Here is a 25706-nt window from a genome sequence, read left to right on the forward strand (position 1 = left end):
CCCTGCCGCGGTCCCCACCGCACCGCGTGTCCGGAGTAGGAGTGCTGCGATGACCTGGCGCTACCTGTTAACTCTCAGCGTCGCCACCGCCCTGACCGCGACCCTGGCAACCCCTGCCTCGGCCGCGGGCGAGACCCGGTGGCGCGCCGACCTCACCACCGTCGACGCCGACGACACCGGTGTCACCGTGCGCGACGGCGCCCTGCGGCTCGACCGCACCGCACCCGCACCCGCGAGCGCCCGGCGGGCGTCCACGCGCACCGGCTTCCTGGTGCTCGACCCGCAACGGCTCGACGCGCCGGCCAACGCGGTCGCCGCGACCGTCGAGAGCACCGTCCCGGCCGGCGCCGAGGTGGCCGTGGACGTGCGCGGCGCGCTCGGCGGCGACCAGTGGACCGAGTGGGTCGAGGCCCGGCCCGGCGCACCGGCCGCCCTGCCGACCGAGGTGGGCACCGTGCAGGTCCGGCTGGCGCTGACCGCCGAGGCCGACGCCCCCGAGGTGCGCCGGCTCGACCTGCGGGCGTTCTCGCAGGTCAACCGGTCGGGTGACGTCGCCGCCGAGGCCGCGGGCCTGTCCTACCGGGTCTACGCCACCCGCGAGGGCCTGGTCGGCGGCACCACCGCCAACGGTCACGTGATCGTGGCCCGCGACCACTTCGTCGCCCTGCCGTCGCGGCGCGGCCTGTCGTCCAAGGACACCGGCACCTACAGCGTGCGGGTGTGCGCGTCGAACGGCCGCTGCGAGTGGGCGCCGGTGTGGGACGTCGGCCCGTGGAACACCAAGGACGACTACTGGAACCCGTCGTCCACCCGTGAGATGTGGAAGGACCTGGCTCAGGGCAAGCCCGAGGCCCAGGCCGCCTACGAGAACGGCTACAACGGCGGCAAGGACCAGTTCGGCCGCGCCGTCGCCAACCCGGCGGGCATCGACCTGGGCGACGGCACCTTCTGGGACGGCCTGAAGCTCACCGACAACTCGTGGGTGACCGTCACCTACCAGTGGACCGGCTCCGGCCCGGCCGGGGTCGTGCGCACCGCCAGCACCCCGCTCAACGTGCGCAGCTCCGCGTCCTCGACGGCGTCCCAGGTCGGCCTGGCCGCCAACTACGCCCAGGTGCGGGTCGAGTGCCAGGTCACCGGCGAGTCGGTGTCGGGCACGCAGGGCACGTCGAACGTCTGGTACCGGCTCGCCGCGGGCAAGTTCGTCGCCAAGGCGTACGTGTCGGGCGTCTCAGGCGCCACGAACTGCTGACACCCGGAAGCGGGTCCCCGGTCACCATGTCGGAGGATGTCCGACATGGCCACAGTCGCCCAGTGGGTTTCGGGGACCCGCCCCCGCACGCTGCCGAACTCGATCGCGCCCGTGCTGGTCGGTGCCGGTGCCGCGCACCACATCGACGAGTTCAACGCCACGTGGTCGCTACTGGCCCTGCTGGTGTCGGTCGCGCTCCAGGTGGGCGTGAACTACGCCAACGACTACTCCGACGGCATCCGCGGCACCGACGCCCACCGCGTCGGCCCGTTCCGCCTGGTCGGCTCCGGCTCGGCCGAGCCGAGGGCGGTGCGCGCGGCGGCGTTCGCCGCGCTGGGCGTGGCCGCGGTCGCGGGCCTGGTGCTGGTCGTGCTGTCCGGGCGGTACTGGCTGCTCGCGTTCGGCGCGGTGTGCATCGCGGCGGCGTGGTTCTACACCGGCGGCCGCAAGCCGTACGGGTACGCCGGCCTGGGCGAGCTGGCCGTGTTCCTCTTCTTCGGCCCGGCGGCCGTGCTGGGCACGCTGTACGTGCAGACCGGCGAGGTCACCGGCATCGGCATCGGGGGCGCGGTCGCGATGGGCGCGTTCTCCACCGGCGTGATGATCGCCAACAGCCTGCGCGACATCCCGACCGACGTGCAGGCGGGCAAGCGCACCCTGGCCACGGTGCTGGGCGACCGCGACTCGCGCCGCCTCTACCTGGCCCTGGTCGCGATCCCGTTCCTGATCACCCTGGCCATCGGCCTGCGCGTGCCGCTGGCCCTGGTCGGCTTCCTCGCCCTGCCGCTGGTCGCCCTCGGCGCCCGGCGCGTCGCGAAGGGGTCGAAGGGCCGCGACCTGATCCCGGTCCTGCGCGACACGGGCCTGGCGATGCTGGTCTGGGGCATCGCGGTGCCCGCCGCGCTGGTCCTGGGGTGACACCGGGCCGATCGGCCACGCCCCGCCCCACCCACTGACAGCACCGCCCACCAGCACCGCTTCACCGGCCGAGGGCGCTCGGCCCATCGGGGTACCCGCCGGCAACGCCCCCACCGGCGGCACCCGGCTCACGCCCCACCGGCGGCGTCCCCGGCCTCACCGGGCACCTCACCCCACAGGGCACCCACCCCACCAGGCACCCCCTACCAGGCGTCCTCGGTGAAGCTCATCGGCTCCTCGTCGTCCCGGGGCGCGGGCTTCGGCGGCTCCACGCGCGGCTCCTCGCCCCGGCACAGGGCCGCCAGCGCGTCGCGGTCCGCCTCCAGCGCCGCCCGCACGCCCCGGTCGTCCGCCGCCTCGCCCAGCAGCACCTGCCGCCAGCTCAGGTAGCCGCCGGCGATCCGCCGCTGCAGCGCGCGCAGCTCCGGCGACGCGGCGTTCGACTTGGCGTACTGCATGACCCGCCGCACGTCCTCGGCCGACGGTTCGCGTCGGGGGTACCGCAGCTTCGCCGCCTCGCGCACCGCCCGGTCGGCGTCCGCGACCGACCTGGCCAGCACGTCCTCGGCAGTCAGCACCTCCGCGGTCCGCCACGCGCCCACCACGAACCCCTTCCCACGCGACCGGCGATCCCCGCTGCGACGCGCGGCGCACCCCGCTCGTTCCACCCCACCGGGGAAAATCCGGTCGGGGCGGACCGCCTCAGGTCGCCCAGGTGCCGGTGGCGCGGAACCTGACCAGCGTCTCCAGGTGCGGCGCCAGGTCCATGCCCTGGCCCGCCACCCACTCGTCGTCGTAGTAGGTCGCCGCGTAGCGCTCGCCGCCGTCGCACAGCAGGGTCACCACGCTGCCCCGCTGCCGCGAGGCGCGCATCTCCGCGACCAGCTGGAACGCGCCCCACAGGTTCGTGCCCGTCGACCCGCCGACGCGGCGGCCCAGCACCTCCTCGACGTGCCGGACGGTCGCCACCGACGCCGCGTCCGGCACCTTGATCATGCGGTCGATGACGCTGCCGATGAACGACGGCTCGACCCGCGGCCGGCCGATGCCCTCGATCCGGGAGCCGCGCGTGCCGGTCAGCGCCGCGTCCCCGTCCCGCCAGGCGTCGAAGAACACCGAGTGCTCCGGGTCCACCACGACCAGGCGGGAGCGCAGCCTGCGGTAGTGGATGTAGCGGCCGATGGTGGCGCTGGTGCCGCCCGTGCCCGCGCCGACCACGACCCACTCCGGCTCGGGCGCCGCCTCCAGCGCCATCTGCCCGAACATCGACTCGGCGATGTTGTTGTTGCCTCGCCAGTCGGTGGCCCGCTCGGCGTGGGTGAACTGGTCCATGAAGTGCCCGCCCAGCTCGGCCGCGAGCCGCCGGGACTCGTCGTAGATCGCGCCCGGCTCGTCGACGAAGTGGCACCGCCCGCCCTGGCGCTCGATCAGCGCCACCTTCTCCGGGCTGGTCGAGCGGGGCATCACCGCGATGAACGGCAGCCCGAGCAGCCGGGCGAAGTACGCCTCCGACACCGCCGTCGAACCCGACGACGCCTCGATCACCGGCGTGCCGCCGACGATCCAGCCGTTGCAGATGGCGTAGAGGAACAGCGACCGCGCCAGCCGGTGCTTGAGCGAGCCCGTGGGGTGGGTGGACTCGTCCTTCAGGTACAGGTCGATCCCCCACTCGGGTGGCAGGGGGAAGTGCAGCAGGTGCGTGTCGGCGCTGCGGTTGGCGTCCGCCTCGATGATGCGGACCGCCTCGCACACCCACTCCCGGGTGCGGGAACTACATCGGTCTACCGAAGAAATCACGCCGGCACGATAGCTTCTGCACCGTGACCTCACCCCTGAGCAGCTCGTTCCGCGGCAGCCTCCTCGCCGGCGCCGTCGGCGACGCGCTCGGCGGCTCGATCGAGTTCGACCGGATCGACCGCATCCGGGGCCGCTTCGGCCCGTCGGGCCTCACCGACTACGCGCCCGCCTACGGGCGGCTGGGCGCGATCACCGACGACACCCAGATGACCCTGTTCACGCTGGAGGGGCTGGTCCTGGCGCGGCGGCGGGGCAGCGACCCGGTGCACGAGGTGCGGGTGGCCTACGGGCGGTGGCTGCGCACCCAGGGCGGGCCGGAGGTGCCGCGGGACGGGTGGCTGCTGGACGTGCCCGGGCTGCACGACCAGCGCGCGCCCGGCAACACGTGCCTGACCGCGCTGCGCTCCGGGGTGCTGGGCACGGTGGACAACCCGATCAACGACTCGAAGGGCTGCGGCGCGGTGATGCGCGCGGCGCCCGTGGCGCTGTGGTCCGACGACGTGGCCGAGGTGTTCGAGCTGGCCGCCGCGACGGGCGCGCTCACCCACGGCCACCCCAGCGGCTACCTGTCGGCGGGCGTGCTGGCGGTGCTGGTGCAGCAGCTGCTGGCCGGCGCCGCGCTGCCCGACGCGATCCGGACGGCCCGCGCCGAGCTGGTCGGCTGGACCGGACACGAGGAGCAGCTGAGCCTGCTCGACCTGGCCGTCGAGCTGGGCACGCGCGGCGTGCGGCCGACGCCCGAGGTGATCGAGACCGCGCTGGGTGGCGGCTGGGTCGGCGAGGAGGCGCTGGCGATCGCGGTGCTCACCGCCCTGGCCGCGCGGGACCTGGCGGACGGCCTGCTGCTCGCCGTCAACCACTCGGGGGACAGCGACTCGACCGGCGCGCTGTGCGGCAACCTGCTGGGCGCGCGGGACGGCGTGGCGGCGATCCCCGGGCACTGGCTGGCGGACCTGGAGCTGGCGGACGTGCTGGACCGGCTGCTGGCCGAGGCGATCGAGGTGTTCGGGCTCGGCTGAGTCGCGGCTCCCGGCCGCACCTCCGACCACCGGTATCGGCTCCCCGCTCCGCCAGCACCGCCCCGGCGTGACCCGACCCAGTCCGGTCCACCGCAGCCCCGACAGTCCCTCCCCAACCACTGGACACTCTTAATCTACATAGGTAGCCTTACCCGCGTGGAACCGCTCGGGCGCATCGGCCGGGCCACCGTCGACGTGCTGGCCGTCCTCCTGGACAGCGACCGACCGCGATGGGGCCTGGAGATCATCAAGCTGACCGGACGACCGTCCGGCAGCGTCTACCCCCTGCTCGACCGCCTGGAACGGGCCGGCTGGGTCACCTCCGAGTGGGACGACGACAGCGACCGCCGCGGCCCGCGCCGCCGGATGTACGTGCTCACGCCCGAGGGTGCCCGCGAGGCCGCCCGGGTCCGCGCCCGGAGGTCCGCCCGGGCCGGGACCACCCCCACGACCCGACCGGAGGCAGCCCGATAACCCGCTTCGCCCTGGCCCTGGTGCGCGCCGCCGCCGCGCTGCTCCCGCACGGGCAGAGGAGCCGCTACCTGGAGCAGTGGCGCGCCGACGTGGCCGGTGCCCGGGAGGCGGGGCTGCACCCGCTCGGCGTCGCGTTCGGCGCCGTCCGCGTCGCGGGGCGGGAACGGGGGCCCGTCGCGCTGCCCGTGGGGCTGCTGGCGCTGGCCCTGCGGCTGCGGCAGAGCCCGCACCCGGGCGCGGTGCTGGTGGTGGTGCTGCTGGCGAACCTCGGCGGGGGCGTCCTGCTGGTGATCTGAACCGGCGCGACAGGACCTAGCGCCACGGCTCCGGAGCCACCGACGGGTGCGTGTCGCGCAGGTCGGTCTTCACCCGGTCGTGTCGATCGCGGGCCGCCTGGCCGTCGGGCAGGGCGAGGACGCCGGCGATTTCCTCCCACGACCTCCCCTGCGCCAGGAGCAGGTCGAACAACGCCCCCTCGGCCTGGTCCACCAGCCGCCGCGAGCGCACGACCGAGCGCCGCCACGCCTTCAGCACGTCGTCGGACGCGGTGGCGCCGTCGCGGGGTCCGAGCACCGCGAGCTGGGCCGGCGGCGAGGCGCCCGGGAGCGGGGCGGGCCAGTGCTCCGCGATCCAGTCCAGCAAAACCCGCTCGAACGCGCCGTCGCCCATGCCACCCATGCTCCGGGTTCGATCATGGACGCGCAGGCGCGCGGCTCAGGCCGCGGTGTCGCCGCGCAGCTGGGCGCGCAGCCGTTCCCGCTCGGCCCGCCGCGCCGCCTGCTTGACCTCCAGCCCCTGCGCGACCCTGTTCCGCAACCCGCCGAACACGAACAGCGACAGCGGCAGGGCCACCACCACGCCCACGGCGAGCGCGACCAGCAGCGGCACGTTCACGAGCACGAGCAGCGCGGTGACCGCGGCGACCATGCCCAGGCGCGCGCCGATGTAGAGCGTCACATCACGACCCAGGTGCACGATTACCCAGGTTACGCCCCGGGTCAGGCGTCCGGCCCGACCCCCGCCGTGTTCGGGCGCCCCTCGAACCGGGTGGAGAGCACCACCGTGGTGCGGGTCCGCGCGACGCCCTGGATGCGCCGCAGCCTGCCCAGCGTCCGCTCCAGCTCGTCCACCGTGGCCACCCGCACCTTGACGATGAACGACTCGTCGCCCGCCACCCGGTAGCACGACTCGACCTCGACCAGCTCCCCCAGCGCCACCGCGACCTCGTCGTCGTCCGCGGTGTCGGTGGGGTGGATGCTGATCAGCGCGGTCACGCCCAGGCCGACCGAGCTGGGGTCGACCACGGCGTGGTAGCCGGTGATGACACCGGTGGCTTCGAGCTTGCCGACCCGCTCGTGCACGGCCGACGCCGACAGCCCGACCTTGCGGCCCAGGTCGGCGTAGGTGGCGCGGCCGTTCTCGCGCAGGGCGGCGATGATCTGGCGATCAAGAGCGTCCACCGGTCACAGGGTAGGGCCACCGGGGGCGATGTCCGAACCGCACGCTTCGTCCCTTACTACCTCTTTACCATCACCCAAGCGTTCGAGTACCCGAAGGGTGGAGTGCCACGATGCGTCCGGTACGTCTGTTCGCCAGCGGGGAGGATCACCGTGACCGTGACGCAGGGACACCAGGGGGAACGGCTGCTCACGCCGGGCGAGGTCGCCAACCTGTTCCGGGTCGACCCCAAGACGGTGACCCGCTGGGCCACCGCCGGGCGCATCGGCTCGATCCGCACGCCGGGCGGGCACCGCAGGTTCCGCGAGTCGGAGGTCCAGCAGCTGTTGTCGCAGCTCACGACCGAGGCCACCGAACCGGTCCGGCACTGACGCCGTACTCCTGGGCGACGAGGGTAATCTCGTGGCAAAGGAGGTGGCGACCATGCTGTACCTGCTCGCGGTGGTCGGTGCGCTGACGATCGCCGTGCTGCTGTGGCGTTCGTTCGGGCCCGACCGGGTCGAGACCGCCCCCAGTCGCCGGTTCGTCGCGCCGGACGACAACCCGGACTTCCTGCGCAAGCTCGGTGAGCAGCGCGCGAAGAAGCCCGAAGACGAGGAGTGACGACGGGGCCTCGCCGACGCGGCGACGAGGCCCCCGCGCCCCGGATCAGTGGTGGGGGAAGTCGTCCGCCACCGTGGCGGCCAGCTCCAGCAGCGCCAGGCGGGTCGCCGGGGCGAGCTTGTCCAGCTCGATCTCCGCGCCCTCTTCCAGGTGCGAGTCGAACGGGATGCGCACCACCGCGCGGCACCGCTGCGCGAAGTGGGCGGCCAGCTTGTCCAGGTCGACCTTGCCCGAGCCCGGCCGCACCGAGTTGATCACCGCGACGGACTTCGCGACCAGGTCGCGGTAGCCGTGGGCCTCCAACCAGTCCAGCGTGGCCGCCGAGGTCTGCGCGCCGTCCACCGAGCCGGACGACACGAGCACCAGCGAGTCGGCCTGGTCGAGCACGCCCTTCATGGCCGAGTGCATCAGGCCGGTGCCGCAGTCGGTGAGCACGATGTTGTAGAACAGCTCCAGCAGCGAGACCGTGCGCAGGTAGTCCTGGTCGCTGAACGCCTCGGACACCGCCGGGTCCTGGTCGGACGCCAGCACCTCCAGCCGGCTGGGCGACTGCGAGGTGTACGCGCGCACGTCGCTGTACTTGGTGATCCGCGACGAGTCGCGCAGCAGGTGCCGCACGGTCGCCGTGGTCTCCCGGGGCACCTTCAGCGCCAGCGTGCCGCGGTCGGGGTTGGCGTCCACCGCGATCACCCGGTCACCGCGCAGCGACGAGAACGTCGAGCCGAGCGTGGTCGTCGTGGTGGTCTTGCCGACGCCGCCCTTGAGGCTCAGCATCGCGATCTTGTAGCACCCGCGCAGCGGCTGGTTGATCCGCGCGATCAGCTCGCGCCGGCGCACGTCGGCCGGGCTCTCGCCCATGTTGATCAGGCCGCCGGTCATCGAGTGCAGCGTGCGGCGCCAGCCGGACTGCGGCGGGCGCTTGGCGCGCTTGATCAGCTCCTGCGACGTCACGTCGTTGGCGTTGCCGTGCTGCCGGGGCTGCGGCTGCTGCTGGGGGATGCTCTGCGGGAAGTTGTTGGGGAACCCGCCCTGGTACTGCTGGCCCGGCGGGTACTGGCCGCCGGGCGCCGGGTACGGGCCGGACTGGCCGCCCGCGACGGGGTACGGCCCCGACTGCTGGCCGGGCACCGGGTACGGCCCGGACTGGTTGCCCGGCACGGGGTAGGGCCCGGACTGCTGGCCGGGCACGGGGTAGGCCCCGGACTGGTTCCCCGACACCGGGTAGGCCCCCGACTGATTGCCGGGCACGGGGTAGGCCCCGGACTGGTTGCCCGACACCGGGTAGGCCCCCGACTGGTTGCCCGGCACCGGGTACGGCCCGGACGGCGCGCCCTGCGCCGGGAAGCCGCCGGAGGGCGGCCCGGTCACCGGACCGGGCACCGGCCCCGACGCCGCCGGGTCCAGGTACACCGTCTGCGGCTCGACGTAGTGGGCGCCCGACCCCGGCTCGACCTGCTGACCGCCCGACTGGCCCGGGTCGGCCCGCCCCTCCTCGCCGGCCGGCTGCTGCCACGACGGCTCGGGATTCTCGTAGCGACCGGTCACCGCTGGGGTCCTCCCTGAGCTGGAGCGGGTCGAGACCTCCCCGACCACACGCGTCCGACGGTAGCCGGGGACCGGCGGTTCCACGACACCGGGTGTGCGCTGGGCAACGCCTCCGTGCAGGTGGTCTACGCGATCAGGCCACGCCCGCGTACGAGTGCAACCCAGTCGTTACGAGGTTGATGAAGAACAGGTTGAACACGGTCAGCGCGAAGCCGAGCGAGTTGATCCACGCCGCCGGCCTGCCGCGCCAGCCCGCCGTGGCCCGCGCGTGCAGGTACGCCGCGTAGACGACCCACGACACGAACGCCACGGTCTCCTTGGGGTCCCAGCCCCAGAACCGGCCCCACGCCGCCTCGGCCCAGATGGCGCCGCAGATGATGCCGATGGTGAACAGCGGGAAGGCGAACACCGTGCTGCGGTAGGCGAGCCGGTCCAGCACGCCGGCGTCGGGCAGCCTGGCGTAGCGCGCGCGGCCCGAGGACTTCAGCAGGTACAGCACGCTGGCCACGCCGGGCACCAGCAGCACGCCGCTGGAGACCGAGATCACCGACACGTGCACCACGAGCCAGTACGACTGGAGCGCCGGCTGCACGGGCGCGGCGTCGGCGTAGAGGACCGTGCCGCCGAGGAACATCAGGACCACGACCGGCACGAGCACGAACCCGCCGAGCCTGCGCACCGGGAACACGCGGGCCAGCACCAGCCACGTCACCACGCCCGCGAGCGTGAGCAGCGACATGTACTCGTACATGTTGCCCCACGGCGCGCGCCCGGTGGACAGGCCGCGCAGCACCAGCGAACCGGCCTGGAGCAGCACGCCGAGCACGTTGAGCGCCACGCCCATGCGGCCCAGGCGCTCGGCGCGGGACCGCTGCGGCCTGCTGACCAGGCCGGGCGTCCACGTGCCGTCGGCCCGCGTGCCGCCGGAGGCGACCATCTCGCGCTCCCTGGCCGCCTTGGCCGGCCGGGCGAACGCCGCCTCGCACAGGTAGAGCACGGCGGCGAAGAAGTAGACCGCCACGGCCGCGCCGTACGTCCAGTCGCTGTAGGTCGCCAGGGTCGCGTTGACCGGCATCAGCTGTCCTCCTGATCGGCATCGGCCCGGTGCGCGAGCAGCAGGTCGCGGGACAACCCGTCGAACTCCTCGCCGTACCCGGCCTGGTCGGTCCGCGCGAGGCCGCCGACCTCAATCAAAGTACGCCCGCCGCCCAGCGGGGTCGCCCGCACCCACACCCTGCGCCGCTTGATGCTCAGCGACACGCCCAGCCCCAGGATGACCAGGATCGAGAACAGCAGCACCCAGGTCTGCGTCGGGTCGTGCGAGACCTGGAGGGCCACCCAGTCGCGCACGCCGTCGAACCGGATCACGGTGCCGTCGTCGAGGGTGAGCTGCTCGCCCTGCCGGAGGTTCTGGCGGGCGACCTTGAGCAGCTTGCCGTCGGCGACCATCTTCTGGTCGATGGAGAAGATGGACTGGCCGCGCCCGGAGTCGGTGCCCAGGTCGCCGCGGTAGACGTCGACCGCGACCGCGGGGTCGTTGGCGGCGGGGAACGCGGAGTCCAGCAGCTCGCCGCGGAACACCGCGGTCGGCGCGAGCAGGCCGGTGATGGCGAGCTGGCCGCGGCGCCGCTGCTCGGCGTCGGTCACGCCCGGCGGGTCGAACTTGGTCGCGCCCTCGGAGGCGTAGGTGACGGTGTTGACCGGCCGCCACTGGACCTCGCCGGTGCGCGTCTGACCGTTGGGGAAGGTGACCGTGAAGACCGGCGTGTAGCCGTGGTCGATCAGGTAGACGCGGTCGCCCGCGGTGCGCAGCGGGCTGTTGACCTCCAGCCGGTACGGCCGCCACGTGCCGCTGTCGAGGTCCGCGCCCGACTGGTACTGCAGGTCGGCCCGGTAGCTCTCGGCCTGGCCGTTGTGCAGGTAGGTGGCCTCGAAGTCGTCCACCTTCACGCAGAACGGGCTGAGGTCGGAGCCGTCCACGCGCAGGCCGGGCCGGAACGAGTCGTAGTTGAACACGCCGGAGTTGCAGAACTGGCCGCCGTTGGCCTGCACGATGACCTGGCCCTCGTAGCCGAGCATCTTGCCCAGCGCGAACGCGACCAGCAGGCCCAGCAGGGAGAAGTGGAACACCAGGTTGCCGGTCTCGCGCAGGTAGCCGCGCTCGGCGCTGACCGTGCGGGCGCCGTCGGGCTCCTCGCGGGTGATGCGGCGCCAGCCCTTGAGCCGCCGCTCGGCCCCCGCCACGACGGCCTCCGGCGTCGCGTCGACCTCGGCGCTCGCGTGGTGCGGCATCCGGGACAGGTTGCGCGGGGTCAGCACCGGCCTGGCCCGCATCTGCCTGGCGTACTCCCAGGTGCGCGGCAGCAGGCAGCCGACCAGGGAGACGAACAGCAGCACGTAGACCGCGGAGAACCAGTAGCTGGCGTAGACGTCGTAGAACTGGAGGTCGTCGAGGAGGCGGCCCCACCAGCCGTGCTCGGCGATGTACTCGTCGACCTTGCCGGCGTTGAGCGAGCGCTGCGGCAGCAGGGCGCCCGGCATCGCGCCGAGGGCGAGCAGGAACAGCAGGGTCAGCGCGGTGCGCATGGCCGTGAGGCCGCGCCACGTGTTGCGCAGGAAGGCCAGGGCGGCCCGGATCGGTGTGGGCAGCGGGGCGGGCACTAGAGCGGCAGTTCCAGGTCGCTGACCACGGCGTCGCGCAGCCAGTTGACGAACTCGCCCCACAGGCCGGTGACCAGGGCGATGCCGACCGCGACCAGCAGCGCGCCGCCGAAGACCTGCACCTGGCGCACGTGGTCGCGCAGCCAGCCGGTCGCCCGCACCGCCCAGCGCGCGCCGAGCGCGATCAGCACGAACGGCAGGCCCAGGCCCAGGCAGTAGGCCAGCACCAGCACCGCGCCGCGGGCGGTGACCGAGCCGACCTCGGTGCTGCGGGCCAGCGCCATCACGCCCATCAGGGTCGGGCCGAGGCACGGGGTCCAGCCCAGCGCGAACACGCCGCCGAGCAGGGGCGCGCCGAGCAGGCCGGCGCTGGGCGCGCGGTGCAGGCGGACGTCCTTCTGCAGCGCCGGGACCAGGCCGATGAACACCAGGCCCATGGCGATGGTGACGACGCCGCCGATGCGCTGGAGCAGGTCCGCCTCGAACCAGAACAGGTCGGTGAGGCCGAGCACCACGAACGAGGTCATCGCGAACACGGCGGTGAACCCGAGCACGAACAGCAGCGCCGCGCCCGCCACGCGCCAGCGGCCGGTCTTGCGGTCCTCGCCGGCGGCCACGGCGGGCGCCTCCGCGCCGACCAGGCCCGCCAGGTAGGCGAGGTAGCCGGGTACCAGCGGGACCACGCACGGGGAGGCGAAGGAGATGGCCCCGGCCAGCAGCGCCACCCCGGTCGCGAGCGCGATCGGACCCGAGGTGGCCAGATCTGTCGGGTTCACGCCGTCCAGGGTAGGTAGGCGGCCGGCCGGGTCGCCCACCGGACTCCCTTAGGAGCGACCCGGCTCACATTTCCCCGAACGAGTGACCCCTAAACCCCACTTTCAACCCTTGTGGGTGAAGAATTGGATGCATAGCGTGACGACATGCGCGCACACCGGCTGACCCTGCCGCTGCTGTCCGTCACCCTCGCCCTCGTCGCCGCCCCCCTGTCCGGCGGCGCCGCACCCCGTCCCGACACCCCTCCGCCGGGGACCGCCGACGTGGAGCTGGTCGAGGTCTTCTCCCCCGACGGCACCATCACGCGGACCGCCCTGCCGCGGGTCGTCGAGGCCCAGGCGGCACCCGACGAGGTGACCGCGGACGTGGTCGCGATCCAGCAGACCGGCGCCCCCGAGCAGCGGTTCGACCTCGTCTTCGTCGGCGACGGCTACACCGCGGCGGAGCTGGAGACCTACCACTCGCACGTGGTGGGCAAGTGGGCGGAGCTGTCCGCCGTCGAGCCGTTCGCCTCCTACAAGCAGTACTTCAACGTGTGGCAGGTCAACGTCGTGTCCAACCAGTCCGGCGTGGACAACGACCCCACCCTCGGCGTCGAGCGGGACACCGCGCTGGACATGGGCTTCTGGTGCCAGGGCCGCGACCTCCAGACCGAGCGCCTGCTGTGCGTCAACCAGGCCAAGGCCGGCCAGTTCGGCGCGCTCGCGCCGCAGGCCGACCAGGTCATCGCGCTCGGCAACACCGCCAAGTACGGCGGCGCGGGCGGCGGCGTGGCCACCGCGGCGGGCGCGAACGACCAGGCCGGGCAGATCGCCGTGCACGAGCTGGGCCACTCCATCGGCCGGCTGGCCGACGAGTACGACTACCCCTACGACCGGTACTCGGGCGCAGAGCCGACCGAGGTCAACGCGACCGCCGACCCGACCGGGGCGAAGTGGGCGGCCTACCTGGGGCAGCCGTCCCCGGACGGCGGCGTGGTCGGGGTGTTCGAGGGCGCCCGCTACTACCTGCGCGGGCTGTACCGGCCGACCGAGAACTCGATCATGCGCACGCTGGGCCGCGAGTTCAACCTGGTCGGGCGCGACGCGATGATCGCGGCGTTCCGGGAGCGGGTGCCGGAGCTGAGGTGACCCGGGTGCCCGAGCTGAGGTGACCCGGTGGGCCGGCCGGCCGCGGGGTCTCAGGACTCCGCGGCCAGCCGGTCCACGATCGGCGTCAGGTCGCCGGCGATCACGCCGCCGAGGAACGCGGCGGCCACCCGGTGCTGCTTGTCGAGCACGAACGTCGCGGGCACCGTGTTCGGGTGCAGGCCGCGGAAGGCGAGCATCGCGCGGCCGGACTCGTCGTAGATCGACGGGTAGGTCAGGCCCCGGTTGCTCATGAAGTCGCGCGGCAGCTCGGTGGAGTTCTCCTTGACGTCCACGCCCAGCACCTGCACGCCCAGCGGGCCCTTCTCGTCCTGCACCTTCTGCAGCTCGGGCGCCTCGGTGCGGCACGGCGGGCACCACGCGCCCCAGATGTTGATCACCACGACCTTGCCCGCGTAGTCGGACAGCGAGACCTGCGCGCCGTCCTCCATCAGGCTCGGGCCGGTGAGGTCGCCCAGCTTCTTGCGCTCGTCGCCCTCGTAGCGGAGCTTGGTCTCGCCGTTGGGCGCGACGAGCTGGAACTCGCTGCCCGTGGCGACCGCGTCGTCGCCGGACGAGCACGCCGACAGGAGCAGCAGCGCGGCCAGGGCGGTGGCGAGGACCTTCGCCGGGGTGCGCGCGGCGGTTCTCGTCGGGGTGCTCATGCCCCGGTCACCCGCGGGTTCGTCGCGCCGACCGGCTCGGTGTAGACCAGCCGCACCAGCTGCTCGCCCTCGAAGACCAGGCTGGTCAGCGACGCCAGCGAGCACTCCCGGCGGCGCGGGTCGTGCCACATCCGCTTGCCCTCCAGGAACCGCCGCAGCGTCCAGATCGGCAGCTGGTGCGACACGCACACCGCCTCGTGCCCCTCGGCCGCCGCCCGCGCCCGCTGCACCGCGCCCAGCATCCGGTGCGCGATGTCCAGGTAGGGCTCGCCCCACGACGGCCGGAACGGGTTGACCAGCTTCGGCCAGTGCAGCGGCGAGCGCAGCGCGCCGTCGCCGACGGACACCCGCAGGCCCTCGAACTGGTTGTCGGCCTCGATCAGCCGCTCGTCGGAGGCCAGCTCCAGCCGGTGCGAGTCGGCGATGGGCGCGGCGGTCTGCTGCGCCCGGTCCAGCGGGGACGCCACCACGTGCGCGATGTCGTGGTCGGCCAGGTGCTCGGCGACGGTCAGCGCCTGCCGCCTGCCGCGCTCGGACAGGTTGAAGCCCGGCAGGCGGCCGTAGAGGATGCCGGTCGGGTTGTGCACCTCGCCGTGCCGCAGCAGGTGCACGACGGTCCGGCCACCACCGCCGGTGGGCGCGCGGTCCCTCACCTGCCCGCCTCCTTCGCGGCGGCGGCCGCCCGCGCGGCGTGCGGCAGGGCGTCCGAGATCACCTGGAAGTCGTCGTCGGTCATGGCCGCGTTGACGAACCACGCCTCGAACGCGCTCGGCGGCGCGTACACGCCGCGCTCCAGCAGGGCGTGGAAGAACGGCGGGAAGCGCCACGTCTCGGCGGCCTGCGCGCCGGCGTAGTCGGTGACCTCGTCCTCGCTGAAGAACACGCTGACCATGTTGCCCGCGAACTGCACCCGGTGCGCCACGCCCGCCTCGGTGAGCGCGGTGGCGAACAGCGCGCCCAGGCGCGTGGCGTTGGCGTCGAGCGTGCGGTAGACCTCGTCGGTCGCGGCGCGCAGCGTGGCCAGGCCGGCGGCCACCGCGACCGGGTTCCCGGACAGCGTGCCCGCCTGGTAGACCGGGCCGGACGGGGCGAGCCGGGACATCACGTCGGTGCGGCCGCCGAACGCCGCGGCGGGCAGGCCGCCGGACATGACCTTGCCGAAGGTGTAGAGGTCGCCCTCGACGGCCTCCAGGCCGTACCAGCCGGCGCGCGACACGCGGAAGCCGGTCATGACCTCGTCCATGATCAGCAGGGCGCCGTTGGCGTGGCAGAGCTCCTTGAGCTCGGCGTTGTGCTTCGGGGCGATCGCGCCCATGTTGCCCGCGGCGGCCTCGGTGATCACGCAGGCGATCTGGTCCGGGTTCTCCGCGAACGCGCGGCGGACGGCCTCGACGTCGTTGTAGGGCAGCACGATCGTGTCGGCCGCCTGGGCGCCGGTGACGCCGGGCGAGGTGGGCAGGCCGAGGGTGGCCACGCCGGAGCCCGCCTGGGCCAGCAGGGCGTCCACGTGGCCGTGGTAGCAGCCGGCGAACTTGACCACCTTCTGCCGGCCGGTGAAGCCGCGGGCGAGGCGGATGGCGCTCATCGTGGCCTCGGTGCCGGAGTTGACCAGGCGGACCTGGTGGACCGGGGCGACGCGGTCGATGATCTCCTCGGCCAGCTCGATCTCACCCTCGGTGGGGGTGCCGAAGGACAGGCCCGAGGTGGCTGCTTCGCGGACCGCCCGGACCACGTCGGGGTGGGCGTGGCCGAGGACCATCGGGCCCCAGGAGGCGACGAGGTCGACGTAGCGGTTGCCGTCGGCGTCCCACAGGTGCGGGCCCTCGCCGCGGACCATGAACCTCGGCGTGCCGCCGACCGAGTGGAAGGCCCTGACCGGGGAGTTCACGCCGCCGGGGATGACCGTGGTCGCGCGCTCGAACAGTTCCTGGGATCGCGTCGCTGTCACGGGGTCCAGTCTCACACGTCGGGGTTGGCGACCTGCTCCCGGTGGTCGGTGGCCCGGGTCTCCTTCGGTTGGGGAGTGGCCTGGGTCTCTTGTGGCTGGGTCTCTTGTGGCTGGGTCTCTTGTGGCTGGGTCTCTTGTGGCTGGGAGTCCTGTTGCCGGGGGTCCTGTCGCTCGGGCTCTTCGGGCTCTTCGGGCCGGGTCTGCTGCGGAGGGAAGTCCTGCTCCTCCGACTGCTCCCGCAGCTGCTCCTCCGGTTGGTCCTCCCAGTACTCCTGCGGGGCCGGGCCGCGGGTGCGGAACGCGAGCACGGCCTGGCGGACGGCGTCGAGCAGGAGCACGCCCGTCGCGGTGCCCAGGGCCACGGCGGTGCCGATCCAGTTGCCGTGGTACCGGGTGGCGGCCAGGGAGCGGCCGTCCTGGGTCGGGTAGCTCTGGTGCACCACACCGCGCTGCCAGCACCACGCGGCGGCCAGGACGAGCAGCACGCCGAGCACCACCTCGCCGGCGGCGACGAACGCCCGCTTGGGCTGGTGCAGCTTCGGTGCCTCGGGCACGGGCTCGCTTCCCACGGTGGCCGCTGTCACGTCGGTCAGCTTCTCACGAGGGGTCGCGGGCGAGCAGGTCGGCCAGGGCGGTGCGGAGGGCGTCGGGGTCCCTCGCCCAGGCGGTGACGACGGTGCCGTCGGCCAGGCGCAGCGGCACCGGTCCGGTGCCGCGCGGCAGGGACCAGCCGCCGCCCAGGACGCGGGCGCCGGCGCGCGGCTCCACGCCCTCGGCCGCCGCGATGTCGCGCACGCGCAGCTCCTCCCGGCCCTGGTGCAGGGCGACCGGGGTGAGGAGGACGGCGTACACGCGTCGCCTGCCCTGGACCCAGACCAGGGTGGGCAGCAGCAGCGCCAGGGCCACGACGCACCACAGCAGGGGGCGGACCGCGCCGGTCAGCGCCTCCACCCCGAAGCCGAGCAGGGCGAACACCGGGCCCCACAGCAGGGGCCACCAGGAGGCGCCGGGTTCGGCGTGCAGCACGGGTTCCACCTAGCCGAGGTTCCCCGCGAAGTAGTGCCGGGTGCCCGGCAGGAAGCTGCACGCCGCGGCGGCGACCGGGAGGAGCAGGCGCAGGACGATGACGGTCCAGGAGACCGGGCCCAGGTCGTCCTCGGCGGCCACGAGCAGGGCCGCGACGGTCAGGGCGGACAGGACCAGGGCGCCGCCGCACAGGGCCAGGCGGGCGTGGTAGCTGCCCCTGAGCAGCGCGATCGCGCCCCAGAGGCCGGCGATGGCCAGGCAGGTGGTGCCGAACAGGGTCATGACCGGGGCGAAGCCGGTGAACCGGTCGTCCTCGGCCGCGGTGCGCAGCGCGGTGCCGATCGGCCAGCTCAGCGCGGTGAGGAGCCAGAGGGCGAAAGCCGCGGTCACGGGGGCGGGGCGGGCCACGGTGGTGGCGGCCTGGTCCACCTCCCGCATCGCGCCCGGGAAGGCGGGTGGGGGTTGGTGGGGCTGGTGGTGGTGCGGGGGCAGGGGCGTGCCATAGGGGTCGAACGGTGGCTGGCTCATGCGTCACCGACCTCGTCTAGTGCTGCCGCACCCACTGTGCCGTACCGGGCAACCAGGTCAGCGCCAGGCCGGTGGCGATCAGCAGCAGGGGGACGACGTTCGCGGCGGCGGCGCCGGGCAGGACGAAGGACAGCACGTGCACCACGGCCAGGGCGGTGAGCGTGCCGCGCGTCCAGCGCTTGCCGGACTTCAGCAGCCAGGCGAGCACGGCGTAGCCGATCGTGAAGACGGCGGCGACCAGGGTGAGCTGGAGCAGGATGTCGTTCACGCGGGCGGGGTCGTCACCGACCCGCTCGGCGGCTTCCCGCAGCTCGCCGCGCCTGATCCACAGGACGGCGTTGTCGAACACGACGAAGGCGGCCAGCGCGAACCACACGCCGACCGCCGCCCGCACCACGGCGGGCGGTTGTGCGCCCACCGGTCAGCCGACCCGCTTGGCCGCTTCGAAGAACTCCCTCGAAGCGGGCAGGTACAGCAGGACGATCGCGCCGGCCACGGCCAGCACGACCAGCAGGCTGACCAGGGTGAAGCCGAGCATGGTCAGCAGGAGGGCGGCCACGCCCACCACGTTGAGCCAGGTCCGCGCCCACGGGCGGGCGGCGCGGGCCTTGATCGCGAAGAACACCATCAGGGCGGCGATGACGACGCTGGCGGCGGAGAAGAAGATCTGGAAGCCGACCAGGGCGGCGCGGAGCTGCTCGTCGGTGAGGCCCTGGGTGTTGCCGGCCTGCTTGGCCAGGTCGACCACGGCCTGGGGGTCTTTCAGGACCACCGCGAGGGCGATCAGCGACGGGACCGCCAGCAGGAGGGCGGCGACCAGCCACAGCCAGAACGAGACCCGGACCTCCCTGGGCGCGGTGGGCCGGGGTGCTCCGGGGGTCGGCTCGGGGGCGCTCGGGTAGGGGGCGGGCCGGTAGCCGCCGGACTGGCCGACCGCGGGCTGGTAACCGCCGGCCTGGCCGACCGCTGGCTGGTGGCCGCTGGACTCGTCGGGCCCGGGTTGGTAGCCGCCGGCCTGGTGGCCGGCGGGCTGCTCGTTCGGCGGGGGCGGCGCAGGCGTGGCGTACGGCTCCTGCTCCTGCGACGGCCGGCTTCCCGGGTCCTGTGGCGTGGTCACGGGTGCAAACGCTAAGGGCGGGCGGCGGTGCTGTCCACCGTGACAGGCGCGGGTGCGGTCAGGAGCCGCCGGTCGGGCGGGGTGGGGTGGGGGCGTTGCGGAAGTGGGCGGCCGCGGCGGGGTGGAAGGCCAGCACCACGGCGACCGCGTCGATGACCATGGTGACCACGCCGAAGGCCAGGTCCACCGGGCTGACGGACAGGCCGAAGGCCGCTGCCAGGCCGGAGCCCACGGTGATCAGCCGCAGCACGCCGACGAGGATGCCGGCGGCGGCCAGAGCGGTCAGCAGGACCCGGGCCCAGTTGCGGCCCTGCGCCATGCGGTTGGCCAGCAGCACGTAGACCAGGAGGAGGGCGGCGGCCAGGAGCAGGCCGAAGAAGGTGCCGCCGGTGGCGGCGGCGTCCAGTTCGTCCTGGCCGAGGGTGGGTTGTTGCAGGCGGAGCTGGTCGATCAGCATCTCGCGGTCGGACAGCTGCACGACGAACCTGACCAGGCCGAGGGCGGCGCTGGCGATGAACAGCCACCTGGCCAGGTGGAGCGGCCTTGGTGGTGTCGGCTGGTTGGTCGGCCGGGTGTTCGGCGTGGGGGGCATCGCGGGGGTTACCTGGCGTTGAGCCAGTGGGCTGCTTCCACGGCCCAGTAGGTGAGGACGATGTCGGCGCCTGCCCGGCGGATGGAGGTCAGGGTCTCCAGGACGGTGCGCTCGCGGTCGATCCAGCCGTTGCGGGCGGCGGCCTCGACCATCGCGTACTCGCCGGAGATCTGGTAGGCGGCGACCGGGACCGTGGACAGCTCGGCCACGGCCTTGACCACGTCGAGGTAGGGCAGGGCGGGCTTGACCATGACCATGTCGGCGCCCTCGGCCAGGTCCAGGGTGGCCTCGCGGAGCGCTTCCCGGGCGTTGGCCGGGTCCTGCTGGTAGGTCTTGCGGTCGCCGCTGAGCTGCGACTCGACGGCGTCGCGGAACGGGCCGTAGAGGGCGGAGGCGTACTTGGCGCTGTAGGCGAGGATGCCGGTGTCGGTGTGGCCGGCCTCGTCCAGGGCGGCGCGGATGAAGCCGATCTGGCCGTCCATCATGCCGCTGGGGCCGACCACGTGGGCGCCCGCGCGGGCCTGGGCCACGGCCATCTCGCCGTAGACCTCCAGGGTGGCGTCGTTGTCCACGGTGCCGTCGGCGGTGAGCACGCCGCAGTGGCCGTGGTCGGTGAACTCGTCCAGGCAGCAGTCCGACATCAGGACGGTGCTGTCGCCCAGTTCGGAGCGGAGGTCGGCGAGGGCGGTGTTGAGGATGCCGTTCGGGTCCACGGCGCTGGAGCCGACGGCGTCGCGCTCGGCGGGGACGCCGAAGAGCATCAGGCCGCCCACGCCTGCCTGGACGGCTTCCACGGCTGCTTTGCGGAGGGATTCGCGGGTGTGCTGGAGGACGCCCGGCATGCTCTTGATCTCGGTCGGGTGCGGGGCGCCTTCCTTGACGAACATGGGGAGGACCAGGTGGCGCGGCTCCACGGTCGTCTCGCTGACCAGGCGGCGGAGGGCCGGGGTGGTGCGCAGGCGACGGGGGCGGTGGGCTGGGAACACGGCGGGTACTCCCTGGTTCTTCGGTCTTGGGCCCTGGTCTTCCGGGTCCTGGTCTTCGGGTCGGTGCTCGGGGTCGGTGCTCGGGTCGGTGCCAGTTTCGCCCCGGTGCTTCCGTCCGGCTCGATTTGACATGGGGCCCTTACGAGCGCCGGAGGCAGGCCGCAGCCGGCAGGCACGGCGGGGAAAAGCGTCCCGCCGAGCCTGCCGGCTCCGACCAGCCTATGGCACTCGAACCCATGTCAAATCGGGCCTCGTCGGCCCCCACCGACCCCAGCCCACTCCCGGCGTGTCATGCGTTCAAACCGCGCGAGTCGAACCTTCAGACCCGTCGTGTCGAACGTTCCGGACCCCCGAGTTCTACGTTCAGCACCGGCGTGTCCTCCACTCGGACACCGCGTGTCCTCCAGTCCGACACCGCGTGTCGTGCATTCGGCACCGGCGTGTCATGCGTTCGAGCCGGGCGTGTCATGCGTTCAGGACCGGTGAGTTCTGCGGTCGGGACCGGCCGGTTCCGCGTGGCACCGAGCGCGCGGGTGAGGCGCGCTCGGTGCGGTGCAGGTCAGGAGCGGCGGAGGCGCTTGGTCCTGCGCGGGGGTGGGAGGGCGCCCTCCGCGCGCAGGCGGGCCGCGTGCTGGGCCAGGGCGTCCACCAGGGCCGGGACGTTGGCGTCTTCCGGTTGGACGTCGACGCGGAGGCCGAACTCGCGGGCCGTTTCCGCGGTCTGGGGGCCGATGCAGGCCACCAGGGTGCGGGCGTGCGGCTTGCCGGCGATGCCGACCAGGTTGCGGACGGTCGAGGACGAGGTGAAGCAGACCGCGTCGAAGCCGCCGGACTTGATCATTTCTCGGGTGTCCGCCGGGGGCGGGGCCGCGCGGACGGTGCGGTAGGCGGTGACGTCGTCGATTTCCCAGCCTCGTTCGCGCAGTCCTGCGGCCAGGGTCTCGGTGGCGATGTCCGCTCGGGGGAGCAGGACTCGGTCCACCGGGTCGAGGATGTCGTCGTACGGCGGGAAGTCGGCCAGGAGGCCCTCCGAGGACTGCTCGCCGCTCGGCACCAGTTCCGGGATGATGCCGAAGCCCCGGACCTTGGCCGCGGTCGCCTCGCCGACGCAGGCGATCTTGACGCCGGAGAAGGCTCGGGCGTCCAGGCCGAACTCGCGGAACTTCTCCCAGACCGCGCGGACGGCGTTGGTCGAGGTGAAGACGACCCACTGGTAGCGGCCGTCCACCAGTCCCTTCACCGAGCGCTCCATCTGGGCCGGGCTGCGCGGGGGCTCCACCGAGATGGTGGGCACCTCGACCGGGATGGCGCCGTGGGAGTGCAGGCGGTCGCTCATCGCGCCGGCCTGCTCCTTGGTGCGCGGGACGAGGACGCGCCAGCCGTACAGGGCGCGGGACTCCCACCAGGACAGCTTGGTGCGGTTGGCCACTGCGGCGCCCACCGTGACGACCAGGGGGCCGGTCAGGTCGCCGGCGTCCTGGGCCAGGCCGGCCAGGGTGGTGTCGATCGTGCGCTGGCTGAAACCGGTGCCGTCGGCGGTCACCGAGACCGGGGTCTGCGGGGCCACACCGTGTTCGACCAGGGACGACGCCGCCTCGGCCAGGTGGCTGCCGGTGGCGTGCAGGACGAGGGTGCCCGGTGCGGAGGCCAGGCTCGCCCAGTCGGTCACGCCCCGGACGTCGGCCTCGGTGTGCACCGCGCCCAGGGCGACGCCGGCGTAGGCCGGGACGGCCGTGCCCGCCGGGACGCCCGGCACCACGTCGAAGGCGATGGTGGTCTTGGAGACCGCGTGGGCCTCCTTCACCACGGAGTCCAGGGTCAGCGGGTCACCCGCCACCAGGCGCACCACGGCGGCGCCGTTCTTCGCCTCGGCGACCAGGTCCCTGGCGACGTCGGCGGGGTCGCCCACGGCCGGGCGGACCTCGACGCCGTCCGGTACCAGCGCCACCACCTCGGCCGGTACGTCCGGGTCGGTCACCACGACCTCCGCCTTGGCGAACAGGTCACGGGCCCGGACGGTGAGCAGCCCGGTGTCGCCGGGGCCGGAGCCCACGAAGGCGACTCGGCCGGGGGTCTTGCGTGCGCGGGTCATCTGAGGGCACTCCCCATCAACTACGCCCCGCCGGCGACGCAGCGGCGTGGCCGGAGAGGTCGAGCAACTCGGCGGCCAGCGCGCGGCCGAGTTCCTCTGCTGCGGTCAAGTCACCGGTGGCGGACGCACGGAGGAGGTCGCCGTCCTCCGTCGCCACGACCCCGCGCAGGGACAGCCGGAGCACCACGGTCCCGTCGTCGCTGAGGTCTTCCACCACATCGGCCAGTGCGCCGACCGGCGCGCTGCAGCCCGCCTCGAGCGCGGCCAGCATGGCGCGCTCGGCGGCGACAGCGGCCCGACTGGCCGAGTCGTCCAGAGTGGACTGGAGCAGGTGCTCGGTGTCGACGTCGTCGACCCGGCACTCCACCGCGAGGGCGCCCTGCGCGGGCGCGGGGAGCATCTGGATCGGGTCCAGGGTCTCCGTGATCTCGGGGGTGCGGCCCAGGCGCGCGATGCCGGCGCGGGCCAGCACGACGGCGTCCAGCTCGCCGTCGCGGACCTTGCGGATGCGGGTGTCCACGTTGCCGCGCAGGCCGACCACGTCCAGGCCCAGGCCCAGGGCCTCCAGCTGCGCGGCGCGGCGCGGCGAGCCGGTGCCGACCTTCGCGCCCGCGGGCAGCTCGCCCAGGGTCAGGCCGTCGCGGGCGACGAGGGCGTCGCGCGGGTCCTCGCGGAGCGGCACGGCGGCCAGCGACAGGCGCGGGTCGGGTGCCGTCGGCAGGTCCTTGTACGAGTGCACGGCGATGTCGACCTCGCCGTTGGCGAGGGCGTCGCGCAGCGCGGAGGTGAACACGCCGACGCCGATCTCGGCGATGGGCGCGTTCGACCGGTCACCGGGCGTGGAGACGGTGACGATCTCCACCCGGGCGCCCGCCGCGCGCAGCTGGTCGGCCACGTGGCCGGTCTGCGCGAGGGCGAGGGCGCTGCCGCGGGTGCCGATCCTGAGGGTGCGGTTCACCGCTTCTCACCTTTGGGTTGGGTCTTGTGGGGGGTGCTGACGGCGGTCGGCGCCTGCGGGTCGAGCCCGAACAGCTCGCGCAGCGCCTCGGCGTACCCCGCGCCGCCCGGTGCCGCGGCCAGCTCCTTCACCCGCACGGTGGGGGTGTGCAGGAGCTTGTCCACGACCCGGCGCACGGTCTTGGCCAGTTCGTCGCGCACCGCGCCGTCGAGCTGGGGCAGCCGCTGGTCCAGGCGCAGCAGCTCGGCGTCGACGACCTCGGCGGCGCGCTTGCGCAGTGCCGTCACGGTGGGCGTGACCCCGGCCGAGCGCTGCCCGGCCAGGTAGGCCCGGACCTCCTCGGCCACGATCTCCGCCGCGCGCTGGGCGTCCTGGCCCGTGGGGGCGTCGGACAGCCTGCGCTGGAGGGTCTCCAGGTCGACCACGCGCACGTTGGCCAGCAGCGCGGCGGCGGGGTCGACGTCCTTGGGCAGGCCGAGGTCGCACACGACCAGCGGCCGGTCCGGGGCGCGGTCGCCGATGTGCTCGGCGCCGACGACGGTGTCCACCGAGCCGGTGCAGGCGAACAGCACGTCGGCGCCCGCCACCTCGGTGGCGAGGTCGTGCAGGCCGGTGTGGCGGGCGTCGACGCCCTCGGCGCGCAGGGCGGTGGCCAGGCGCTCGCCGTTGGCGGCGGTCCGGTTGGCCACCACGACCCGGCCGATGCCCGCGCGGCGCAGGTGGGCGGCCGCGAGACCGCCCATCGAGCCGGCGCCGACGACCAGGGCCGTGCGGTCGTGCAGGGTGCCGCCGAGCGCCCCGGCCGCGTCGGCCAGGGCCTCGGACACCACGGAGGCGCCCGCGTGGTCGATGCCCGTGTCGGTGTGGATGCGCTTGCCGACCCGCAGGGCCTGCTGGACCAGCTCGTGCAGGGTGCGGCCGACCACGCCGGCCTCGTCGGCGGCGCTGTAGGCGCCGCGCAGCTGGCCGAGGATCTGGGCCTCGCCCACGACCATCGAGTCCAGGCCGCCCGCCACGGAGAACAGGTGCTCGACGGCGGCGGCCGAGTAGTGCACGTACAGGTGCTCGAACAGCTCGGCGGGCTCGGCGCCCGCCTGGCGGGCCAGCACCTCGACGACCTCGTTCATGCCGCCGTGGAAGGTCTCGACGACCGCGTAGACCTCGACCCGGTTGCAGGTCGACAGCAGCACGGCCTCGGACACGCTGGGCGCGCCCAGCAGCCGGTCGAGGACCTTGCCGCGGTCGGCGTCGGCCACGGCGACGCGCTCCAGCACGGGGACGGGGGTGGTGCGGTGGGACAGCCCGACCACGAGCACGCTCATGCCGGCACCACCGATCGGCCAGCTACCCGCACGATCACGGGCGAATCACCACCCCGTCCACACCGACTCCGTTGACCACGTCACCGGCGGCCTCGTCAGCCCGCCGCGCGACGTGGAACGACAGGATCTGCATCTCGACCGCCAGGTCGACCTTGCGCACCTCGACGTAGTCCGGCACTTGGAGCACGACGGGTGCGAAGTTCAGGATGCACTGGACTCCGGCGGATACCAAACGGTCGCAGACGGCCTGAGCAGCCTGCGGGGGCGTCGCGATGACCCCTATGGACACCTCCCGCTCGGCGCACACCGCGGTGATGTCGTCGATGTGGTTTACCGGTATGCCGCCTACCGGTACGCCCGTCAGGTCGGGGTCGATGTCGAACAGCGCGGCGACCGGGAAACCCCGGCTGGGGAAGCCGCCGTAGTTGGCCAGCGCGTGACCAAGATTACCGATCCCGACGACCGCGACCGAGTGCTTCCGGGTCAGCCCGAGGATGCGCTCGATGTGGCTCACGAGCACCTCGACGTCGTAGCCGACGCCGCGCGTGCCGTACGAGCCGATGTAGGACAGGTCCTTGCGGAGCTTCGCGGAGTTCACGCCCGCCGCGCCGGCCAGCTCCTCGCTGGAGATGGTCGTCACGCCCTGCTCGGCCATCCCGGACAGCACCCGCAGGTACACCGCGAGGCGCGCCACGGCCGCCTCGGGGATCGCCCGCGCCCGCTCCCGGACGTCCGCGGTCGGGTCGGCGGCGATCTTCGGAGTGGTCACGACCCCGTCACGCTCGTCCCGCCGATCCGCCACGCTGGTACTCCTCGACATCCGTCGACCGACCCGCCGGGCACC

31 protein-coding genes are annotated in these 25706 nt (G+C 73.6%); 8 read left to right on the top strand and 23 right to left on the bottom strand.

Going from position 1 to position 25706, the window contains the following annotated elements; all coding sequences use genetic code 11:
* Positions 1–187: 187 nt before the first annotated feature.
* Together EKG83_RS44580 and EKG83_RS44585 are read left to right on the top strand one after the other, a co-directional pair.
* The gene (locus EKG83_RS44580) at positions 188–1252 is read left to right on the top strand and encodes a hypothetical protein (protein WP_228122433.1); all 1065 of its coding nucleotides are present in this window, start codon (positions 188–190) and stop codon (positions 1250–1252) included.
* A 45-nt stretch (positions 1253–1297) separates the two neighbouring features.
* The gene (locus tag EKG83_RS44585; protein ID WP_033428501.1) at positions 1298–2170 is read left to right on the top strand and encodes a 1,4-dihydroxy-2-naphthoate polyprenyltransferase; all 873 of its coding nucleotides are present in this window, start codon (positions 1298–1300) and stop codon (positions 2168–2170) included.
* A gap of 203 nt (positions 2171–2373) precedes the next feature.
* On the opposite strand, the gene EKG83_RS44590 is transcribed toward EKG83_RS44585, so the two are convergent.
* Both EKG83_RS44590 and cds1 read right to left on the bottom strand, forming a co-directional pair.
* Positions 2374–2772, bottom strand: coding sequence for a hypothetical protein (locus EKG83_RS44590; protein ID WP_033428772.1), 399 nt, complete (start codon positions 2770–2772; stop codon positions 2374–2376).
* Between the two features lie 100 nt (positions 2773–2872).
* The gene (cds1, locus tag EKG83_RS44595) at positions 2873–3922 is read right to left on the bottom strand and encodes an L-cysteine desulfhydrase Cds1 (RefSeq protein ID WP_282916583.1); all 1050 of its coding nucleotides are present in this window, start codon (positions 3920–3922) and stop codon (positions 2873–2875) included.
* Positions 3923–3990: 68 nt separating this feature from the next.
* Between cds1 and EKG83_RS44600 the strand changes: the two genes are divergently transcribed.
* The 3 genes from EKG83_RS44600 (at position 3991) to EKG83_RS44610 (ending at position 5756) form a co-directional block, all read left to right on the top strand.
* Entirely contained in the window at positions 3991–4986 is a 996-nt protein-coding gene (locus tag EKG83_RS44600) for an ADP-ribosylglycohydrolase family protein (RefSeq protein ID WP_033428500.1), read from the top strand.
* A 156-nt stretch (positions 4987–5142) separates the two neighbouring features.
* A complete protein-coding gene (locus EKG83_RS44605) occupies positions 5143–5460 on the top strand; it encodes a PadR family transcriptional regulator (protein WP_033428499.1) in 318 nt (105 codons plus the stop codon).
* Between the two features lie 20 nt (positions 5461–5480).
* Positions 5481–5756 (top strand): hypothetical protein, encoded by a 276-nt coding sequence (locus EKG83_RS44610; RefSeq protein ID WP_033428498.1) that lies wholly within the window; start codon positions 5481–5483, stop codon positions 5754–5756.
* A 16-nt stretch (positions 5757–5772) separates the two neighbouring features.
* Here EKG83_RS44610 and EKG83_RS44615 read toward each other — a convergent pair whose 3' ends face one another.
* Genes EKG83_RS44615 through EKG83_RS44625 form a run of 3 tightly spaced genes read right to left on the bottom strand, consistent with a single transcriptional unit; the run spans position 5773 to position 6920 of the window.
* Positions 5773–6129: a hypothetical protein gene (locus EKG83_RS44615; protein WP_033428497.1), complete on the bottom strand. Its 357-nt coding sequence runs from the start codon at positions 6127–6129 to the stop codon at positions 5773–5775.
* Between the two features lie 45 nt (positions 6130–6174).
* Positions 6175–6435: a DUF4229 domain-containing protein gene (locus EKG83_RS44620; protein WP_265590308.1), complete on the bottom strand. Its 261-nt coding sequence runs from the start codon at positions 6433–6435 to the stop codon at positions 6175–6177.
* 23 nt (positions 6436–6458) lie between these two features.
* Positions 6459–6920 carry an Lrp/AsnC family transcriptional regulator gene (locus EKG83_RS44625; RefSeq protein ID WP_033428496.1) on the bottom strand — a complete coding sequence of 154 codons (462 nt, stop codon included), beginning with the start codon at positions 6918–6920 and terminating at the stop codon, positions 6459–6461.
* A gap of 150 nt (positions 6921–7070) precedes the next feature.
* On the opposite strand from EKG83_RS44625, the gene EKG83_RS44630 reads away from it, so the two are divergent.
* Together EKG83_RS44630 and EKG83_RS44635 are read left to right on the top strand one after the other, a co-directional pair.
* Positions 7071–7289 carry a BldC family transcriptional regulator gene (locus tag EKG83_RS44630; protein WP_241828460.1) on the top strand — a complete coding sequence of 73 codons (219 nt, stop codon included), beginning with the start codon at positions 7071–7073 and terminating at the stop codon, positions 7287–7289.
* 52 nt (positions 7290–7341) lie between these two features.
* Entirely contained in the window at positions 7342–7521 is a 180-nt protein-coding gene (locus EKG83_RS44635) for a hypothetical protein (protein WP_033428768.1), read from the top strand.
* Positions 7522–7566: 45 nt separating this feature from the next.
* Here EKG83_RS44635 and EKG83_RS44640 read toward each other — a convergent pair whose 3' ends face one another.
* The 4 genes from EKG83_RS44640 to EKG83_RS44655 form a co-directional block, all read right to left on the bottom strand.
* Positions 7567–9066 carry a MinD/ParA family ATP-binding protein gene (locus EKG83_RS44640; RefSeq protein ID WP_033428495.1) on the bottom strand — a complete coding sequence of 500 codons (1500 nt, stop codon included), beginning with the start codon at positions 9064–9066 and terminating at the stop codon, positions 7567–7569.
* Between the two features lie 133 nt (positions 9067–9199).
* The gene (ccsB, locus tag EKG83_RS44645; RefSeq protein ID WP_033428494.1) at positions 9200–10141 is read right to left on the bottom strand and encodes a c-type cytochrome biogenesis protein CcsB; all 942 of its coding nucleotides are present in this window, start codon (positions 10139–10141) and stop codon (positions 9200–9202) included.
* A complete protein-coding gene (gene resB, locus EKG83_RS44650; protein WP_084716082.1) occupies positions 10141–11652 on the bottom strand; it encodes a cytochrome c biogenesis protein ResB in 1512 nt (503 codons plus the stop codon). The genes ccsB and resB overlap by 1 nt, the downstream gene beginning before the upstream one ends.
* A gap of 74 nt (positions 11653–11726) precedes the next feature.
* Positions 11727–12503: a cytochrome c biogenesis CcdA family protein gene (locus EKG83_RS44655; protein ID WP_033428766.1), complete on the bottom strand. Its 777-nt coding sequence runs from the start codon at positions 12501–12503 to the stop codon at positions 11727–11729.
* Positions 12504–12647: 144 nt separating this feature from the next.
* Between EKG83_RS44655 and EKG83_RS44660 the strand changes: the two genes are divergently transcribed.
* Positions 12648–13631 (top strand): M64 family metallopeptidase, encoded by a 984-nt coding sequence (locus EKG83_RS44660; RefSeq protein ID WP_033428493.1) that lies wholly within the window; start codon positions 12648–12650, stop codon positions 13629–13631.
* A gap of 50 nt (positions 13632–13681) precedes the next feature.
* Here EKG83_RS44660 and EKG83_RS44665 read toward each other — a convergent pair whose 3' ends face one another.
* From EKG83_RS44665 to EKG83_RS44730, 14 genes are all read right to left on the bottom strand, one after another.
* Complete coding sequence (locus tag EKG83_RS44665; protein WP_051764657.1) at positions 13682–14293, bottom strand: TlpA disulfide reductase family protein; 612 nt, start codon at positions 14291–14293, stop codon at positions 13682–13684.
* Positions 14290–14946 carry a histidine phosphatase family protein gene (locus tag EKG83_RS44670; RefSeq protein WP_051764656.1) on the bottom strand — a complete coding sequence of 219 codons (657 nt, stop codon included), beginning with the start codon at positions 14944–14946 and terminating at the stop codon, positions 14290–14292. Before EKG83_RS44670 ends, EKG83_RS44665 begins: the two co-directional genes overlap by 4 nt.
* Positions 14943–16241: a glutamate-1-semialdehyde 2,1-aminomutase gene (gene hemL, locus EKG83_RS44675; protein WP_033428492.1), complete on the bottom strand. Its 1299-nt coding sequence runs from the start codon at positions 16239–16241 to the stop codon at positions 14943–14945. Before hemL ends, EKG83_RS44670 begins: the two co-directional genes overlap by 4 nt.
* Before the next feature lie 11 nt (positions 16242–16252).
* Positions 16253–16795: a hypothetical protein gene (locus EKG83_RS44680; protein ID WP_153278813.1), complete on the bottom strand. Its 543-nt coding sequence runs from the start codon at positions 16793–16795 to the stop codon at positions 16253–16255.
* A 43-nt stretch (positions 16796–16838) separates the two neighbouring features.
* The gene (locus tag EKG83_RS44685; protein ID WP_084716042.1) at positions 16839–17276 is read right to left on the bottom strand and encodes a hypothetical protein; all 438 of its coding nucleotides are present in this window, start codon (positions 17274–17276) and stop codon (positions 16839–16841) included.
* A complete protein-coding gene (locus EKG83_RS44690; protein WP_033428491.1) occupies positions 17277–17795 on the bottom strand; it encodes a hypothetical protein in 519 nt (172 codons plus the stop codon).
* Positions 17796–17811: 16 nt separating this feature from the next.
* Positions 17812–18213: a hypothetical protein gene (locus tag EKG83_RS44695; protein ID WP_153278814.1), complete on the bottom strand. Its 402-nt coding sequence runs from the start codon at positions 18211–18213 to the stop codon at positions 17812–17814.
* A gap of 3 nt (positions 18214–18216) precedes the next feature.
* On the bottom strand, positions 18217–18912 hold the full coding sequence (locus EKG83_RS44700; protein ID WP_033428490.1) for a hypothetical protein: 696 nt from the start codon (positions 18910–18912) through the stop codon (positions 18217–18219).
* A 58-nt stretch (positions 18913–18970) separates the two neighbouring features.
* Complete coding sequence (locus EKG83_RS44705) at positions 18971–19504, bottom strand: hypothetical protein (protein WP_051764648.1); 534 nt, start codon at positions 19502–19504, stop codon at positions 18971–18973.
* A gap of 8 nt (positions 19505–19512) precedes the next feature.
* On the bottom strand, positions 19513–20490 hold the full coding sequence (hemB, locus tag EKG83_RS44710) for a porphobilinogen synthase (protein ID WP_153278815.1): 978 nt from the start codon (positions 20488–20490) through the stop codon (positions 19513–19515).
* Positions 20491–21049: 559 nt separating this feature from the next.
* Positions 21050–22582 (bottom strand): bifunctional uroporphyrinogen-III C-methyltransferase/uroporphyrinogen-III synthase, encoded by a 1533-nt coding sequence (locus EKG83_RS44715; protein WP_033428489.1) that lies wholly within the window; start codon positions 22580–22582, stop codon positions 21050–21052.
* Positions 22583–22598: 16 nt separating this feature from the next.
* A complete protein-coding gene (gene hemC, locus EKG83_RS44720) occupies positions 22599–23540 on the bottom strand; it encodes a hydroxymethylbilane synthase (RefSeq protein ID WP_033428488.1) in 942 nt (313 codons plus the stop codon).
* Positions 23537–24862: a glutamyl-tRNA reductase gene (locus EKG83_RS44725; protein WP_033428487.1), complete on the bottom strand. Its 1326-nt coding sequence runs from the start codon at positions 24860–24862 to the stop codon at positions 23537–23539. Before EKG83_RS44725 ends, hemC begins: the two co-directional genes overlap by 4 nt.
* Positions 24863–24896: 34 nt before the next feature.
* On the bottom strand, positions 24897–25664 hold the full coding sequence (locus EKG83_RS44730; RefSeq protein ID WP_194282977.1) for a redox-sensing transcriptional repressor Rex: 768 nt from the start codon (positions 25662–25664) through the stop codon (positions 24897–24899).
* Positions 25665–25706 lie beyond the last annotated feature (42 nt).

Source organism: Saccharothrix syringae (genome assembly GCF_009498035.1).
Classification (GTDB): domain Bacteria; phylum Actinomycetota; class Actinomycetes; order Mycobacteriales; family Pseudonocardiaceae; genus Actinosynnema; species Actinosynnema syringae.